General features: G+C 46.3%; 11 protein-coding genes and 1 tRNA gene. 6 read left to right on the forward strand and 6 right to left on the reverse strand.

The features are described from left to right. Positions 1 to 117: 117 nt before the first annotated feature. The gene (gene gyrA, locus PQQ36_RS11510) at positions 118 to 2,829 is read right to left on the reverse strand and encodes a DNA topoisomerase (ATP-hydrolyzing) subunit A (protein ID WP_013572086.1); all 2,712 of its coding nucleotides are present in this window, start codon (positions 2,827 to 2,829) and stop codon (positions 118 to 120) included. A gap of 289 nt (positions 2,830 to 3,118) precedes the next feature. Here gyrA and ubiG point away from each other — a divergent pair, with 289 nt between their 5' ends. The 4 genes from ubiG to yfaE all read left to right on the forward strand — a co-directional run bounded on the left by ubiG (position 3,119) and on the right by yfaE (position 8,068). Next, positions 3,119 to 3,826: a bifunctional 2-polyprenyl-6-hydroxyphenol methylase/3-demethylubiquinol 3-O-methyltransferase UbiG gene (gene ubiG, locus PQQ36_RS11515; RefSeq protein WP_013572087.1), complete on the forward strand. Its 708-nt coding sequence runs from the start codon at positions 3,119 to 3,121 to the stop codon at positions 3,824 to 3,826. A 467-nt stretch (positions 3,827 to 4,293) separates the two neighbouring features. Further along, the gene (nrdA, locus tag PQQ36_RS11520) at positions 4,294 to 6,576 is read left to right on the forward strand and encodes a class 1a ribonucleoside-diphosphate reductase subunit alpha (RefSeq protein WP_011080846.1); all 2,283 of its coding nucleotides are present in this window, start codon (positions 4,294 to 4,296) and stop codon (positions 6,574 to 6,576) included. 80 nt (positions 6,577 to 6,656) lie between these two features. Then, positions 6,657 to 7,790 (forward strand): class Ia ribonucleoside-diphosphate reductase subunit beta, encoded by a 1,134-nt coding sequence (gene nrdB, locus PQQ36_RS11525; RefSeq protein ID WP_011080847.1) that lies wholly within the window; start codon positions 6,657 to 6,659, stop codon positions 7,788 to 7,790. Next, positions 7,790 to 8,068: a class I ribonucleotide reductase maintenance protein YfaE gene (gene yfaE / locus PQQ36_RS11530; RefSeq protein WP_011080848.1), complete on the forward strand. Its 279-nt coding sequence runs from the start codon at positions 7,790 to 7,792 to the stop codon at positions 8,066 to 8,068. The genes nrdB and yfaE overlap by 1 nt, the downstream gene beginning before the upstream one ends. A 103-nt stretch (positions 8,069 to 8,171) precedes the next feature. Here the strand turns inward: yfaE and PQQ36_RS11535 are convergent, their stop codons facing one another. After that, a complete protein-coding gene (locus tag PQQ36_RS11535) occupies positions 8,172 to 9,407 on the reverse strand; it encodes a CinA family nicotinamide mononucleotide deamidase-related protein (RefSeq protein WP_225472153.1) in 1,236 nt (411 codons plus the stop codon). Between the two features lie 184 nt (positions 9,408 to 9,591). Between PQQ36_RS11535 and PQQ36_RS11540 the strand changes: the two genes are divergently transcribed. Further along, on the forward strand, positions 9,592 to 10,488 hold the full coding sequence (locus tag PQQ36_RS11540) for a DUF3943 domain-containing protein (RefSeq protein WP_225472156.1): 897 nt from the start codon (positions 9,592 to 9,594) through the stop codon (positions 10,486 to 10,488). 197 nt (positions 10,489 to 10,685) lie between these two features. Further along, positions 10,686 to 11,198: a glycine cleavage system protein R gene (locus tag PQQ36_RS11545; RefSeq protein ID WP_011080851.1), complete on the forward strand. Its 513-nt coding sequence runs from the start codon at positions 10,686 to 10,688 to the stop codon at positions 11,196 to 11,198. A 55-nt stretch (positions 11,199 to 11,253) separates the two neighbouring features. Here the strand turns inward: PQQ36_RS11545 and nspC are convergent, their stop codons facing one another. From nspC to PQQ36_RS11565, 4 genes are all read right to left on the reverse strand, one after another. Continuing rightward, entirely contained in the window at positions 11,254 to 12,387 is a 1,134-nt protein-coding gene (gene nspC / locus PQQ36_RS11550) for a carboxynorspermidine decarboxylase (protein WP_273661229.1), read from the reverse strand. 78 nt (positions 12,388 to 12,465) lie between these two features. Beyond that, the gene (locus PQQ36_RS11555) at positions 12,466 to 13,710 is read right to left on the reverse strand and encodes a carboxynorspermidine synthase (protein WP_011080853.1); all 1,245 of its coding nucleotides are present in this window, start codon (positions 13,708 to 13,710) and stop codon (positions 12,466 to 12,468) included. 15 nt (positions 13,711 to 13,725) lie between these two features. Then, a complete protein-coding gene (locus tag PQQ36_RS11560; RefSeq protein ID WP_273661230.1) occupies positions 13,726 to 16,605 on the reverse strand; it encodes a pyridoxal phosphate-dependent class III aminotransferase in 2,880 nt (959 codons plus the stop codon). Between the two features lie 588 nt (positions 16,606 to 17,193). Next, positions 17,194 to 17,269 (reverse strand) — tRNA-Gly (locus PQQ36_RS11565). Position 17,270 lies beyond the last annotated feature (1 nt).

The raw sequence follows: 17,270 nt of genomic DNA on the forward strand, positions 1-17,270 counted from the left end.
AGCTTAGCAAACTTTTTAAGCAACTGCTTTGACCCATTGCCAACTTCCTATCGACAAAAATGAAAAAAGCCAGATAGTTTGCACTATCTGGCTTTGTTATGTCGTTGCTAAGCAAGATTACTCTTGGTCGGCTGCGTCATCGTTGTCTGCTTGAGGATCTTGTGCCTGAGGTGCTTGCTCAGTCGCTTCCGTTGCGTCCGCTTCTTCGCCTTCTGGCAAGTCAGTTTCTTCAACTTCATCAATGCGTTGTAAGCCCACGACCGATTCGTCTTCTGCAGTACGGATCAGGGTGACACCTTGAGTGTTACGACCCACTTGGCTCACTTCCGCCACACGAGTACGTACTAGTGTACCAGCGTCCGTGATCATCATGAATTCGTCACCGTCTTCAACTTGAACCGCACCAACAACACTACCGTTACGCTCAGAAACCTTGATAGACACAACACCCTGAGTGCCGCGGCCTTTGGTTGGGTACTCTGAAAGCACAGTACGTTTACCGTAACCGTTTTCAGTCACAGTAAGGACATCGCCGTCATTCTTCGGTACGATCAGTGACACAACTTGATCGCCATCAGCGAGTTTCATACCACGAACACCTGCCGCGGTACGGCCCATAGGACGCACGCCTTTGAACTTGATCTCTGGCTGACCGTTCTCATCAAGAACTGGGTTACCATTTTCATCCAGTACTGGGCTCTCTTCTGCTTCTTTGAAGCGCACCACTTTACCAAATTTAGAGAACAGCATGATTTCGCTTTCGCCGTCAGTGATATCAACACCAATCAGCGAATCTTCATCACGTAGGTTCACAGCGATAAGACCATTTGCACGAACGTTGGAGAATTGATCAAGTGAGGTTTTCTTCACCGTACCATCGCCAGTTGCCATGAAGATAAACTTGTCAGCACTGAACTCTGTTACCGGTAGAATAGCCGTAATACGTTCGTTTTCTTCCAGCGGTAGTAGGTTCACAATTGGCTTACCACGAGCCGTGCGGCTTGCGAGAGGCAATTGGTATACTTTCATGCGGTAAGTCTTACCACGCGTTGAGAATAACAAAATGTTGTCGTGCGTGTTCGCGACCAATAGACGTTCGATGTAATCTTCATCTTTCATCTTGGTTGCGCTCTTACCCTTACCACCACGACGCTGTGCTTCGTAGTCGCTTAGAATTTGGTACTTAACGTAACCTTCGTGAGAAAGCGTCACAACAACGTCTTCACGAGCGATCAGCTCTTCAAGATCAATGTCATGGCTCGCAGCGGTGATTTCAGTACGACGTACATCGCCGAATGCATCACGAACCATTTCAAGTTCTTCGCGAATCACTTCCATCAAACGTTCAGTGCTTGCAAGGATATGCATCAACTCTTTGATTTCGTCTAATAGCGCTTTGTACTCGTCTAGGATCTTCTCGTGCTCTAGGCCTGTCAGTTTATGTAGGCGTAGATCAAGGATCGCTTGCGCTTGGGTTTCCGTTAGGAAGTACTGACCATCACGGATGCCATATTGAGGTTCAAGCCAATCTGGACGAGCAGCGTCAGTCCCGGCGCTTTCAAGCATGGCAGCTACGTTGCCCAGATCCCAGCCACGAGCCACTAAGCCCGCTTTCGCTTCTGCTGGAGTCGCGGCGTTACGGATCAATTCGATGATTTCATCGATGTTCGCAAGAGCCAGCGCCAACGCTTCAAGGATATGGGCACGATCGCGTGCTTTCTTCAACTCGAAGATAGTACGACGAGTGACGACTTCACGACGGTGATCAACGAAGCACTTCAACATCTCTTTCAAGTTGAATAACTTTGGCTGGCCATTATCAAGCGCAACCATGTTGATGCCGAAAGTCGTTTGCAGCTGAGTTTGGGCGTAAAGGTTGTTTAGAACCACTTCACCCACTGCGTCGCGCTTACATTCAATAACAATGCGCATACCGTCTTTGTCCGACTCGTCGCGCAGTGCACTGATGCCTTCTACTTTCTTATCTTTCACTAGCTCAGCGATCTTTTCGATCAAACGAGCTTTGTTCACTTGATATGGGATCTCAGTAACGATGATGGTTTCTTTGCCATTCTTCTCGACTTCGATTTCCGCTTTTGAACGCATGTAGATTTTGCCGCGACCAGTTTTATACGCGTCAATAATGCCTTTACGTCCGCTAATCAAAGCAGCCGTAGGGAAATCTGGACCAGGAATGTAATCCATCAGCTCATCAATCGTGATAGCTTCGTTATTGATGTATGCAAGGCAGCCATCAATAACTTCCGTCAAGTTGTGCGGAGGAATGTTGGTTGCCATACCTACTGCGATACCGGAAGAACCGTTGACCAGCAGGTTTGGAATTTTCGTAGGAAGAACCGCTGGGATCTGTTCTGTACCGTCATAGTTCGGCACGTAATCCACGGTTTCTTTATCTAGGTCAGCCAAAAGCTCGTGGGCGATTTTCGCCATGCGAACTTCGGTATAACGCATTGCTGCCGCGGAGTCACCATCGATCGAACCAAAGTTACCTTGGCCATCGACCAGCATGTAACGTAGCGAGAACGGTTGTGCCATACGCACGATGGTGTCGTATACCGCACTGTCACCATGAGGGTGATATTTACCGATTACGTCGCCGACGACACGGGCAGATTTTTTATATGGTTTATTCCAGTCGTTGCCTAGTACATTCATCGCGTAAAGCACGCGGCGGTGTACTGGTTTTAGGCCATCACGCACATCCGGAAGAGCACGACCCACGATAACGGACATCGCGTAGTCAAGGTATGAACCTCTTAGCTCATCTTCAATGTTTACGGGCGTGATCTCTTTAGCTAGATCGCTCATAGAGCCATTATCCCTCTATTTTCTGATCGTATGTACAATACGTGTAAGGTGCAAAAATATAACACACAATTCCCTAGTTCGGCATCACTTTCCCTGTCCTTTTATCAGGTTGTGACCTCGGTTGAGAATCAATCGAAGAGAAATTGCACATTTTTTGTCTATGCTGCTGATAGAGGGTGTAATTTTGACCAGTTCAGCACAAAAAGCAGTTTCTCTATGGAGGAAAAAAGCGAAGGCGTTATAATGCCGTCCTATTTTCAAGGAAGCAGAATCACCCAGAGCAGCGCTTATGACTAAAACACAAAACGTTGACCCAAACGAAATCAAAAAATTCGAAGACATGGCTTCTCGCTGGTGGGACTTGGAAGGTGAGTTTAAACCACTTCACCAAATCAACCCGTTGCGTCTGGATTACGTACTGTCAAAAGCAGATGGTTTATTTGGCAAGAAAGTGCTCGATGTCGGCTGCGGCGGTGGCATTTTAGCCGAAAGCATGGCAAAAGAAGGCGCTGTTGTGACGGGATTGGACATGGGCAAAGAACCCCTTGAGGTTGCTCGTCTTCATGCTCTTGAAACCGGTACCAAACTCACGTATATCCAAAGCACTATTGAAGATCACGCGGCTGAAAATGCACAAATGTACGATGTCGTGACATGCATGGAAATGCTAGAGCACGTTCCCGATCCACTGTCTGTGATTCGTTCTTGTGCTGCCCTGGTTAAACCGGGTGGCCACGTGTTCTTTTCTACCTTAAATCGCAATATCAAATCGTATCTGTTTGCGATTGTTGGTGCGGAGAAACTGTTGAAAATCGTTCCCGAAGGGACGCACGACCATAACAAGTTCATCCGTCCTTCTGAATTGATTAAGATGATCGACCAAACCGATTTGTGTGAACAAGGCATCACAGGCTTGCACTACAACCCTCTGAACGACACCTACAAATTGGGGCGTAATGTTGATGTCAATTACATCGTTCACACTCAGAAATTCTAAAGTAAAGTGAATGTAATTTTTAAAGGCAGTAGCACAAAACTACTGCCTTTTTTAGTTAAAGCATGCACGTTTTTTGTGCTTGCGATTCCATTTTAACCAAGCCAGTTTTCGCATACAAAAAAGCATAAAGATCAAGAAAAATATTTTCGTTTGCGGTTAAGAATAAACCGATCCAAAAATCACACTTTTCTTCATCCAAGTGCGCTCTTTTCTCATCGGTAAGTGTTTACTTACAGTTTTTTGTAATTTTGCAAGTTATCCACAAGTCATCCAGAGTCTGTGCCTTGAAAACCGATGCCAATAGCACTATCTTGTAACCCGAAAACATTAGTACCCCTATATGTTGTGTTTGAACTACAATATGTAGATAGACTTTGATCACAAAGCCACGAAGAAATTTACAGTTGTTTCAATAGAAACACACAAAAATAAGGCTTTTATCAGTTTTGTTAGGGAAAGAAAGCAGAATGAACCAACAACTTACCGTCACCAAGCGTGATGGCCGTAAAGAAAACATCGATCTAGAGAAGCTCCATCGCGTGATTACTTGGGCCGCCGAAGGCCTAGACAACGTCTCTGTTTCACAAGTAGAACTGCGCGCTCACATTCAGTTCTATGATGGCATCACGACGAGCGATATCCACGAGACTATCATCAAATCTGCTGCTGACTTGATTTCTGAAGAGACGCCAGATTACCAATATTTGGCGGCTCGTCTTGCAGTCTTCCACTTGCGTAAAAAAGCATACGGCCAATATGAGCCACCAACGCTGTACGATCACGTTGCGCGCCTCGTTGATATGGGTAAATACGACAAGCATATCCTTGAAGACTATACCAAAGCAGAGCTCGATGAGCTGGATGCTTACCTCGATCACAAACGTGACCTCGATTTCTCTTACGCGGCTGTAAAACAGCTTGAAGGTAAGTATTTCGTGCAAAACCGTGTAAGTGGTCAAATCTACGAAAGTGCACAGTTCCTGTACATTTTGGTAGCCGCTTGCCTATTTGCAAAATACCCAAAAGAGACACGCCTAGATTACGTTAAGCGTTTCTATGACGCGACATCAACCTTTAAGATTTCGCTACCAACACCAATCATGTCTGGCGTGCGTACACCGACTCGTCAGTTCAGCTCATGCGTTCTGATCGAATGTGGTGACAGCCTAGATTCGATTAATGCGACAGCAAGCTCTATCGTACGTTACGTTTCTCAACGTGCGGGTATCGGTATCAACGCAGGTCGTATTCGTGCGTTGGGGTCTGAAATCCGTGGTGGTGAAGCGTTCCACACGGGTTGTATTCCGTTCTACAAGTACTTCCAAACTGCCGTGAAATGCTGTTCTCAAGGCGGTGTGCGTGGTGGTGCAGCAACGGTGTTCTACCCAATGTGGCACGGCGAAGCTCGCTCACTCATGGTACTGAAAAACAACCGTGGCGTTGAAGAAAACCGTGTCCGCCACATGGACTACGGTGTTCAGTTAAACAAACTGATGTACCAACGTCTGGTTGAAGGTGGCAACATCACGCTGTTCTCTCCGTCAGATGTACCAGGGCTTTACGATGCGTTCTTCGAGAACCAAGCGGAATTTGAACGTCTGTATGTGAAATACGAAAACGATCCGTCAATTAAGAAAGAGACGGTAAAAGCGCTAGAGATGTTTACCTTACTCATGCAAGAGCGTGCGTCTACTGGCCGTATTTACATTCAGAACGTGGACCACTGTAATACACATAGCCCATTTGATGCAGAAGTCGCGCCGGTGCGCCAATCAAACTTGTGTCTGGAAATTGCGCTGCCAACCAAACCACTTGCTAACGTTGAAGATGATTCAGGCGAAATCGCGCTCTGTACCTTGTCTGCTTTCAACCTTGGTGCAATCAACACACTTGACGATCTTAAAGAGTTATCTGAATTGGTGGTGCGTGCTCTTGATGCTCTGCTTGATTATCAAGATTACCCACTACCAGCGGCGTACAAATCAACGATGAACCGTCGTACTTTGGGTGTGGGTGTGATCAACTACGCTTACTACCTTGCCAAACACGGTGTGAAATACTCGGATGGCAGTGCCAATGGTTTGACTCATCGTACTTTTGAAGCGATTCAGTACTACCTATTGAAAGCATCGGTTGAGTTGGCGAAAGAACAAGGTAAGTGCCCACTGTTCCACGAAACCAACTACGCGAAAGGCTTAATGCCGATTGACACGTACAAGAAAGACATCGATTTGATCTGTGATGAGCCCCTTCATTACGACTGGGATGCGCTGCGTGCTGAAATCATGGAACATGGTCTACGTAACTCGACACTCACCGCGCTAATGCCTTCTGAGACCTCTTCTCAGATTTCTAACGCGACGAACGGTATCGAGCCACCACGTGGTTATGTGTCGGTCAAAGCATCAAAAGATGGTATTTTGAAGCAGGTTGTGCCTGACTTCATCGAGTTGAAGAACAACTATGAGCTGTTGTGGAACATCGGCTCAAACGATGGCTACCTACATCTTGTTGGTATTATGCAGAAGTTCGTTGACCAAGCCATTTCGGCAAACACGAACTACGATCCTGCTCGTTATGAGAGCGGCAAAGTGCCAATGAAGAAGCTGCTTCAAGATTTGCTCACCGCGTACAAGTTTGGCGTAAAAACGCTTTACTACCATAACACCCGTGATGGCGCGAAAGACGAGCAAAAAGACGCAGTTCAACCACAAGATGACGATTGTGCAGGCGGCGGTTGTAAGATTTAATCTTCCCCACTCATAATCGAAACCAATACAGACTATCGAATGCCTCCCCTGTAGGGGAGGTTAAAAGGAATTGAGGCATCATGGCTTACAGTACTTTTAACCAAACTAAAAATGACCAGCTCAAAGAACCGATGTTTTTGGGCCAATCGGTTAACGTTGCACGTTACGACCAGCAAAAGTTCGAGATCTTTGAAAAGCTGATCGAAAAACAATTGTCTTTCTTCTGGCGCCCAGAAGAAGTCGACGTGTCGAGCGATCGCATCGACTACAACAAACTGCCTGATCATGAGAAGCACATCTTCATCTCAAACTTGAAGTACCAAACGCTGCTTGATTCGATCCAAGGCCGTAGCCCGAACGTGGCACTGCTTCCTTTGGTTTCTCTTCCTGAGCTAGAAACATGGATTGAAACTTGGTCTTTCTCTGAAACGATTCACTCTCGTTCTTACACGCACATCATTCGTAATATCGTCAATGATCCAAGTGTCGTGTTTGATGACATCGTCGAAAACGAACACATTCTTAAGCGTGCGAAAGACATCGCGCACTACTACGATGATTTGATTCAATTGACCAACGACTACCACCGCTTTGGCGAAGGTGAGCACGTGGTGAATGGCGAAACCATTAAAGTTAGCCTGTATGAACTGAAGAAAAAACTCTACTTGTGTCTGATGTCAGTTAACGCGCTCGAAGCCATCCGCTTCTACGTGAGCTTTGCATGTTCATTTGCTTTCGCGGAGCGTGAGCTTATGGAAGGCAACGCAAAAATCATCAAGCTGATCGCTCGTGATGAGGCCCTGCACCTTAACGGCACTCAGCACATGATCAACTTACTGCGCAATGGTCAAGATGACTTCTCCTTCATGCAAATTGCAGAAGAAGCGAAGCAACAGTGTTTTGATCTGTTCAAAGAAGCGGCTGAGCAAGAGAAAGAATGGGCAGAATACCTGTTCAAAGATGGTTCGATGATTGGCCTGAACAAAGACATTCTTTGTCAGTACGTTGAGTACATTACCAACATTCGCATGCAAGCAGTTGGTCTTCCTGTGGCGTACCCGAATGCAACCTCGAATCCAATTCCTTGGATCAATGCTTGGTTGTCTTCAGACAACGTGCAAGTGGCACCACAAGAAGCGGAAATTTCCTCTTACTTGGTAGGCCAAATTGACAACGAAGTTCACTCTGACGATTTTGAGGGTTTTGAACTCTAATGCCAAAAATCCGCATCAACAAGCTACACAGCATTGAGTCTAACCGTGCTAACACCATCTTGGAAACGATGGAACAAGCAGGGTTGCAGCCAGAATATAACTGTCGTGACGGGCACTGTGGTGCATGTCGCTGCAAGCTTGAGTCTGGCGAAGTGGAGTATGTGGGTTTTGCCATGGCCTATACACAAGGCAATGAGATTTTGCCGTGTATCTGCCGCGCGAAAACAGATGTGGTATTGAGTGACGTCAATTACGTCCTAAAAGAAAAACGCGCTTAATCTTTTTTGACCAAGAAACAAAGAGCCAGCAAAAAATATGCTGGCTCTTTTTCTTTCTGTGTGAACGAGTGAACGAAAACAAATCGCGCTTAACTCAACATATTTATTTCACTAGACTGCTCGGTACAAACATTTCTTTGACTTTCGTAACGGAGAAATAGTCCCCAAACATGGGTTTCTTTTCTAAGTAACGACGCAATACATCCGCCGCGACCGTGCTGATCACCTTATTCGCTTCCTTTCTCGCATACTCACGGTTTAACTCCAGCACCATCCCCCACTCACCACCATGCGCTGATAAAGCCACAGAGAATTGTTTTCCGTTGAGTTTACCGGTCACCAAAGCAAGGTCTGTCGCGCATTTTTCACGCGTCGCACCCGCTAAAGCGAACGCCGCAGCAAGAGGATTACTGTGATCGATGGTCTCACTGCCTTTGGCCGAAAGCACCCAGCCATGGCCACTCTGCTCCGCAATATTCTGCTCAGATTGCAGCCAACTGGTTAAGTAACCATAGCTACTCTGTTCCGCCGTCGCTAAAGTTAAGTCTTTCTCTTTCAACATATGGCCAATGTGTTCTAGCATCGGCTCGTCCACGCTCACTACGTTACTTTCCAGTAATTTGTAGATCAACTGCATCACTTTGACGCGCTCATCAAGGGCATCTTTTGGTCCAAACAGTTTCACTTCAATAAATGGCAAACTGGAGCGGTAACCTAACTCGTAGCCTTGTGGCAATTTCAGCGCATCGAGCTTATCTGAAATACCAGATTCAGACAGACCAAAGGTATAAAGACAGCTACATTGATACGCTTCATTATTGGGCCATTGGTCTTTGAGATCAGGCAAAATCTGCGTTTCAACCATAACTTTAAATTCACGAGGGACACCCGGCGTGAAATAGAACAGGGCATCATTGATGTGCATCTTGAAGCCGCAAGCCGTACCTATCGGGTTGTCTACAATTTCGGCTATTTCAGGCAACATGGCTTGCTTGAGGTTACTGTCTGGCATAGGGCGATTACGCTCACGGTACATCTCTTCCATGCGAGTCAACCACGCTTTAAACAGCACAATTTTGCATTCGGCGGCTTTGGCTGCCGCTGCCGCACTCATATCGTCTGTGGTTGGTCCTAAGCCACCATTGACGATGACAACATCGTTGTTAAAGCTCAACATGAGTAGCTCTTCGACCAAGGCATTCATTTGATCCCCAACGGTCGAACGCTTAGTCAGGGCAAAACCTTGCTCATACATGACGCTTGAAAGCCAAGCGGCATTCGTGTCGACAATGTCACCGTGAAGCACTTCTTCACCCGTACTCAACATGGCAATTTTCACGAATCGTATTCCTTAAATAATCTGGAGTCATTCACTCTTAAAGCGATATATTTCGGTTAGACCAAACTCTTATGCCAATTGTTTCGGCTAAATTGATGACAACTGTTCCCATAAAGGTCACTTTAAGGGATAATTGTGAGCTCGATCATCTAACACAACTTGGAGACCCTTTGTGTCAAAGCAAATCTTAAAAACTACAGCTTTGAGTGGACTCATTCTTACCGCTTCTGCATCTGCTACCGAACAATACGACTTCAGTAAGCACATAGAATTTTCGTACAGCACCAACTGTCTTCAAGAGTACTGTGTCAGCGACAACTTGTATAGCTACAAGCCTACGACTACGTTGTCTTTAGATGAGCCGAGTAATGAACTGAATTTAGACGCAGGTACGCAACCTAAGCACTACATTGTCCCACAAGATAAAGACTGGGACTATCTGATGGGTCAAACCTACACCATTCTCGGTTTGAGTGTGGCGACAGTAGGCTTGATGACTTTGTTACCAGAAAGCATTACCAAGTGGGATGACGATGCTCGAGACATCAGTAATCTAGGTAGCAAGTGGAAAGACAACGTTTCCTCTGGCCCAGTATGGGACCGCGACGAGCACTTCTTAAACTACATCATGCACCCTTACTTTGGTGGTGTGTACTACACGGCGGCACGCCACGCCGGATACAACGAATTTGAGTCGTTTCTTTACTCTTCTGTCATGTCGACCTTCTTCTGGGAATACGGCGTAGAAGCGTTTGCAGAAGTACCATCATGGCAAGATATCTTCATTACGCCATTTTTCGGTGCCGTGGTTGGTGAAATCATGTTGGAAACGGAGCAAAATATTATCGCCAATGGCGGTGAAGTTTTAGGCTCCGAAACCGTGGGCAATGTGTCACTGTTTTTCCTTAACCCTGTTGGTCATATCCATTACTGGGTCAGTAACGCATGGGGTGGCAGTGCTGAAGTCAACTTTGTTTCTAATCCTTGGTTTGGTAATCAGGATGCGGCCAAATATGCGTTGGATTCTGGCTACGCTTACGATAACCAGTTCTACGGGTTTGATTTCAAAGTCACATTCTAACCAGCCATTTTTGTATCGGGCGACCTCTACGGTCGCCCTTTTTGTGCCCTACCACTGAATTTCTCCATCCACTTTGGGGATTAGGTAAAAAACTTGACCTTAGTCAAACCTGTCATACATCGATAGCTTCTACACTGAAATCAGACAAGGATTATTTCTTTTAATCAACAAGTTGCTTGATGTGTCAGGGGGAAGTTATGAACAGTGTATTCATCGTTAATTTCGTTGGTAGAGCCTCTCCAACAACGATCAAACAGTTAGCGGCTATTACTCATGAAAATGGGGGGAAATGGCTAATCAGCAAGGTTAACTTCATTGAAGACCAAGTGGCCGCAGTGATTAAAATTGACATGCCATCACAGCACGTTCAAACCGTTAAAGATGCCTTCAGCTCTCACCCAGACTTGGTTGTTCAGTTTGTTGATTCAGACTCAACCACTCACGACAAAGAAACCATCTTCCAACTTCGTCTCGATTCGAATGATCGTGCCGGCATTGTCAATGAGATTACCCACGTGCTCGACAATCAAGGCATCAGCATTCTTGATATGGACTGCCAACGCGTATTTATTGCTGGCGGCGGTGGTGTCAGCTCCAGTTTGTTTACCGCTAATATGGCGATTAAATTGCCTGTCGAGCTTGATATCGAAGACGTCGCCAACGAGCTAGAATCCTTGAGTGAAGACACTCGCGTGATTATCGAGTCTTAACAAACAAAAAGAGCAGCCAACTGGCTGCTCTCCTCTATTATCTATATAACCGGACTTACTGTACCGACCATAGTGATAAACTACGTTTGAAATCTTCGTAACCAAACTCGTTGAGTTTTTGAATCTCACCATTAGTGCGCTCACAGTATACGGAAGGCATCTTCAGACCGTTGAACCAGTTCAGTTTCACCATAGTGTAACCTGCACTATCAAGAATGTGCAGACGCTGGCCAACGTGCAGAGGCTGGTCAAACTTAGCCACACAGAATTGGTCGCCTGCCAAACATGAACAAGAACCAATCACGTACTCATGTTCACCATTTTCTGATGCTTCAAGCACTGATGCAGGTTCTTTGTAGATCAGCGTATCAAGGCGGTGTGCTTCTGTTGCAGAATCTACGATTGCCGTTTTCATGCCGTTTTCAACCAAATCCACCACGGTCACAACCAAATCGGTGGTTTTAGTGATGATCGCTTCACCTGGCTCTAAATACATCTGTACGCCGTGCTTCTCAGAGAACGCTTTCAGCGCTAGACCCAGCTTTTCTACATCGTAACCTGGCCACGTGAAGAACACGCCTCCGCCCATGCTGACCCAATCAAGTTTGTTGAGATAAGCACCGAAACGCTCAGAGATGGAATCCAGTAGCGCGATGAAGACGTCCACATCTTTGTTCTCACAGTTCATGTGGAACATCACGCCATTAATGCTATCGAATACCGCCGGATCAATATGGTCAGCCTGTACACCCAAACGTGAGAACTGGCGAGCAGGGTTTGCTAAATCTTGGCTTGCGTAACTCACACCTGGGTTCAAACGCAGACCGATAGACGCTTTGCCTTCAACGATATGACGGTGCGCTGCCAGCTGAGACTGTGAGTTGAAAATGATTTTATCGCACAGATCCGCGACTTCACGAACATCATCTTCGCTATAACCCACACTGTAAGCGTGCGTTTCGCCACCAAACTTTTCATAACCTAGCTTCACTTCGAACGGCCCTGAGCTCGTCGTACCGTCTAGGTAAGGTTTGATGATGTCGAATACACCCCAAGTAGAAAAGCACTTCAGTGCCAATACCAACTTAACCCCAGAAATTTCTTTTAACTGCTTAGCAATCTCTAGATTTTGGATCAACTTTGCTTCGTCAATCATGAAAAATGGTGTTTTCAATTGCTCTTTGTTCATATTTATCATCACTTTAACTGAACAAAGCCGGTGCAACGCACCGGCTTGAAGATAGGACTGAATAATACAGCGAAAGGCTTACTTCAGTGTATGAATCGTTGGTTGACCAGGAGCTAGCTCTAGCACATCCCAATCCAAGCCGATAGCTGGCATGGTTTCTAGGAACGGATCTGGATCCAACTGTTCCATGTTGAATACGCCAGCCTCAGCCCAAGCACCGCGGAAATACTGCAGTGCAGCAGTAATCGCAGGAACACCTGTGGTGTAGGCAATTGCTTGGTGCTCGACGTCTTTGTAAGCGACTTCGTGGTCTGCGTTATTGTAGATAAACACGCTACGCTCTTTGCCGTCTTTCTTACCTTGAACCCAAGTACCGATACACGTTAAACCGGTGTAACCTGGAGCCAAAGACGTTGGATCTGGCAGCATCGCTTTCAATACTTGCAGAGGCTGAACCACCGTACCGTCATGGAGTGTTAGTGGCTCTGGACTCAACAAACCAATGTCACGCATGCAGTTGAAGTAGTTTAGGTAACGATCACCAAAGCCCATCCAGAATTCAATGCGCTTAGCAGGGATGAACTCTTTCAGCGAGCGAACTTCATCGTGCGCCATTGAGTACACTTTGAAGTTGCCACATTTCGGGAAATCAAACTCTAGCATACGAGTGTGGCAAGGAACGCGCTTCCACTCTTCATTTTCCCAGTAGAAAGAATCCCCTTGGATTTCCAATAGGTTCGTCTCTGGGTCAAAGTTGGTTGCAAATTTCTTACCGTGATCGCCTGCGTTGATGTCCATCACGTCAATGGTGTCGATCTCATCAAATAGGTGCTTCACTGCATACGCAGCGAAAACAGAAACAACACCAGGATCGAAACCTGCACCAAGGATACCCGTGATGCCCGCTTCTTCGAACTTAGCACGGTATTTCCATTGCTCGTCATAAGCTTCTGGTACTTGCTGACCTTCACTACATAGGTCAACCGCTACCGATGTATCTAGGTAAGACACTTTCGCTTGGTAACACGCTTCCATAATGGTCAGGTTTACCCAAGGAGGACCTGCATTGATAACCAAATCAGGTTTTACTTCCTTAATTAGTGCAACCAGCGAGTCCACATCGTCAGCATTCACAGCACGAGCTTCAAGTTTCTTACTTGAATCTTTCAGGTTGTTACGACCATGAATCGACTCAATGATCTTTTCACACTTGTCTAAAGTGCGAGAAGCGATAGTAATGTCACCTAGAACATCGTTGTTTTGTGCTGCTTTGTGTGCAATTACCCAGCCTACGCCGCCTGCACCAATTTGTAAAATTGCCATAGTTTTCCGTTACCTTTATTGCGCTAGCTCAGCCGCTAGAGTGTTGATTTTAGATAGTAAAGATTCAAAATCTGACATCTTCAGACATGGGTTAAGAATCGTGAATTTCAGCGCTGTTTTGCCATCTACGATTGTTTCACCCAGGACTGCCACACCGCGAGTCAGTGCCTCCAGTCTCAGCGTTTTATTCAACTCATCCAGATCCGAACCTAGAGTAGAACGGAACAAGACAGTGGATAGTGAAGGTTCAGCCAATAGCTCGAAGCCCTCTGTATTACGCACTAAATCAGCCACCTCAAGTGTTTGACCTAGAATGTGGTCGTACATCGCGCCTAGCGCTTTCGGACCCACGTTTTGCATCGTCATGAAGACTTTCAAAGCGTCAAAACGTTTAGTGGTTGCGATCGATTTGTCCACCAAGTTTGGCAGTTCGTCGTGTTCGCGGTTTAAGTAATCGGCATGGTGCAACAAGAACTTGAAGTTCTGCTTGTCGTTAACAAGCACAGCACCACAACTGATTGTTTGATAGAACAATTTGTGGAAATCAACACTCACTGATTGCGCACGTTCAACGCCTTTCAAGCGCGCTTTCTGACTGCTCAGAATCAGAGCACCACCGTAAGCACCGTCAACGTGCATCCACAGATCGTGTTTTTCTGCCACGTCAGCAATGGTGTTCAAATCGTCAATCGCACCGTGGTCTGTCGTACCTGCCGTACCCACGACAGCAAATGGAATCAAACCTTCAGCTTTCGCCTGCTCTACCGCAGCTTCCAGCTTAGTCACATCCATTGTGCCATTTGCGTGTGCATCAATGGTCAGAACGGCTTTTTCGCCCAAGCCCATCCAAGAAGCGGATTTTTGCACTGTGAAGTGCGACTTCTTAGAACAGATAATGCGCAGTTTGTCAGCGTAATCTGGAAGACCATGCTTCTGGATTGAGTGACCACTCAACTTGTCTGCAATCCAATCACGAGCCAGCATTAGGCCCATTTGGTTGCTTTGAGTACCGCCACTGGTGAAGATACCGTCTGCTTTCGCACCCAACTCATACTTGTCGCACAGCCAGTTAATTACTTTCTGTTCAACGTAAGTAGCTGATGAAGATTGATCCCATGAATCCATCGATTGGTTCAGTGCCGCGATCATTGCTTCTGCAGCCACCGCTGGCATAAGTGGTGGCGTGTGCAAATGCGCAATACAGTCAGGGTGCTGAGTAAAGATAGAGTTCTTAACAACGAGCTCTGTTGTTTCGTCGATGATCTCTTTTAGTGGCGCGTTTTTGTTATCTAGATCAACCGCGTAAATCGCGGATTCTAACGCTTTCGGATCCATACCGGAGTACGGTGCATCCACTTCTTCAAACGCGTTCTTTAGTGCCGCAGTCGTGTGGTTCATCACCGAGGCGAACTCTTTACTGCCGTTTACGCCTGTGTGGATAAAGTGTTTTTTCCACTCGGCATTTTCTTCAACAGTTTTCAAATTGCCACCCGCAGCGAGAATCGCTTCTTCCAAAATACGTAGGGCAAAATCAATCTGCTCAAAAGAGATGATGAGAGGAGGAAGGAAACGGATAACCGAACCGTCACGACCACCTTTCTCGACCATCAAACCGCGCTCTAGCGCAGCACGTTGAATGGCAAGAGTCAGCTGACCGTCAGAAACAGGCTCACCAAACTTATTCAATTCTGAGCCTGGCTTACGAATTTCAACGCCCAGCATCAAGCCTTTGCCACGAACTTCCGCAATACAATCCACGCGTTGTTGAATTTTTTCCAAGCCGTGACGTAGGTACTGACCTGCCACATTTGCGTGTTCAACAAGGTTATCACGCGTGATAATTTCAAGCGCTTTTGCACCAGAAACCATCGCGAGCTGGTTACCACGGAAGGTACCCGTGTGTTCACCCGGACGCCATGTGTCATGCTTTTTGTTAATCACTAGTAGCGACATTGGTAGACCACCACCAATGGCTTTAGATAGACACAATACGTCAGGAACAATGCCCGCTTCTTCAAACGCGAAGTTATAACCTGATTTGCCGACGCCACACTGGATTTCGTCGAAAATCAATAGCATACCGTGTTCGTCACAGATACGACGAAGTTCACGTAACCAAAACGCTGGAGCAGGAATAACACCGCCTTCACCTTGAACAGGCTCAACAATGATTGCTGCAGGTTTCATGATACCTGCCTCGTCATCGTTAAGCAGACGTTCGATGTAGCGAATACTCGCTTTTGCACCTTCGTCACCACCCAGTCCAAACGGACAGCGTAGGCTGTATGGGAAAGGCATAAAATGCACATCCGACATCAAACCAGTACGACGAGCCTTGGTATTCAAGTTACCCATCATACCCATGGTGCCGTTAGTCATACCGTGGTATGCACCGCGGAAAGCAAACATGGTATTACGACCAGTGGTTTGTTTCGCCAGTTTGATGGCCGCTTCCACAGCATCCGCGCCAGATGGGCCACAGAACTGAATCACACAGTTGTTGCCAAGCTCTTCAGGTAGGAAGGCTTTCACCGATTTGATGAAATTGGTTTTTGCTGTCGTCGCAATATCAAGCGTTTGATATGGAAGACCAGAATCGAGCTGCTCTTTTAGCGCTTGATTGATTTCCGGGTGGTTGTAACCCAGTGCCAAAGTACCCGCACCAGCAAGACAGTCCAAAAAGATCTGACCGCGAGTATCTTCCACTAGACAGCCATAAGCCTGCTTAATTGCGATAGGCAAACGGCGTGGGTAAGAACGTACTTCTGACTCGTGCTCAGCCTGATCAAGTAACACTTGATCTGGCGTTAAATCATAAATTCCTTCAACAACAGGAACTTGAGAAGAAAAGATAGTCGCGATAGTGTTAGTATCGACTTCAAAGGCGGTGCTCATACATTTTCCCTTGAAATAAAAAAATGATTCTCGCCCCCGGCGCACTCAGTAACTCTTAGTACGTAATTGGGACATGACCAAGCCTTCCGATTGGCGTTAAATAACGGGTACGGAATAGCGACCATTACATCGAATGGTAAAGTATCGGTCTTAAAATCAAGGCTCGGTAATGCTTCTGTTTTGCAAAACAGGGCATTCAGGAAGTATGAAGCTGATTAATGTGTGATTATTAAAAAAGTTCAACGTTGGGTTTCCCATTTACATGCCGCTGCTTAAGCAACATTAGTATCCCGTCTATCGACAAAAGGCTCTGTCGATACCTACCCTACGTAGTGTCACAATCAGCTTGAATGGTCACTACGCGTGTCCCCCAGAACTACTGTCCGAGATTGCGCGCGAATTTAGCACAATTAGAAATAGACTGGCAACAAGTTTTAATAATAATTTTGCCGATTAGCTCGCACTACGAAATGCAAGAATAGAGAATAACAAGAAGAAAACGGGACGAAACGAAGCACCACAGGCAACATCGACTTGAAGAATCGGTGAAAACAAAAAAGCCCAGCATTTCTGCTGAGCTTTCGTGTTTGGAGCGACACACGAGGTTCGAACTCGTGACCTCAACCTTGGCAAGGTTGCGCTCTACCAACTGAGCTAGTGTCGCA

Source organism: Vibrio sp. CCUG 15886, from assembly GCF_028570825.1.
GTDB lineage: Bacteria > Pseudomonadota > Gammaproteobacteria > Enterobacterales > Vibrionaceae > Vibrio > Vibrio vulnificus_B.

Coding starts and splice junctions, on each gene's coding strand:
- gyrA (WP_013572086.1), bottom strand. CDS start 2,829: ATGAGCGATCTAGCTAAAGAGATCACGCCCGTAAACATTGAAGATGAG.
- ubiG (WP_013572087.1), top strand. CDS start 3,119: ATGACTAAAACACAAAACGTTGACCCAAACGAAATCAAAAAATTCGAA.
- nrdA (WP_011080846.1), top strand. CDS start 4,294: ATGAACCAACAACTTACCGTCACCAAGCGTGATGGCCGTAAAGAAAAC.
- nrdB (WP_011080847.1), top strand. CDS start 6,657: ATGGCTTACAGTACTTTTAACCAAACTAAAAATGACCAGCTCAAAGAA.
- yfaE (WP_011080848.1), top strand. CDS start 7,790: ATGCCAAAAATCCGCATCAACAAGCTACACAGCATTGAGTCTAACCGT.
- PQQ36_RS11545 (WP_011080851.1), top strand. CDS start 10,686: ATGAACAGTGTATTCATCGTTAATTTCGTTGGTAGAGCCTCTCCAACA.
- nspC (WP_273661229.1), bottom strand. CDS start 12,387: ATGAACAAAGAGCAATTGAAAACACCATTTTTCATGATTGACGAAGCA.
- PQQ36_RS11555 (WP_011080853.1), bottom strand. CDS start 13,710: ATGGCAATTTTACAAATTGGTGCAGGCGGCGTAGGCTGGGTAATTGCA.
- PQQ36_RS11560 (WP_273661230.1), bottom strand. CDS start 16,605: ATGAGCACCGCCTTTGAAGTCGATACTAACACTATCGCGACTATCTTT.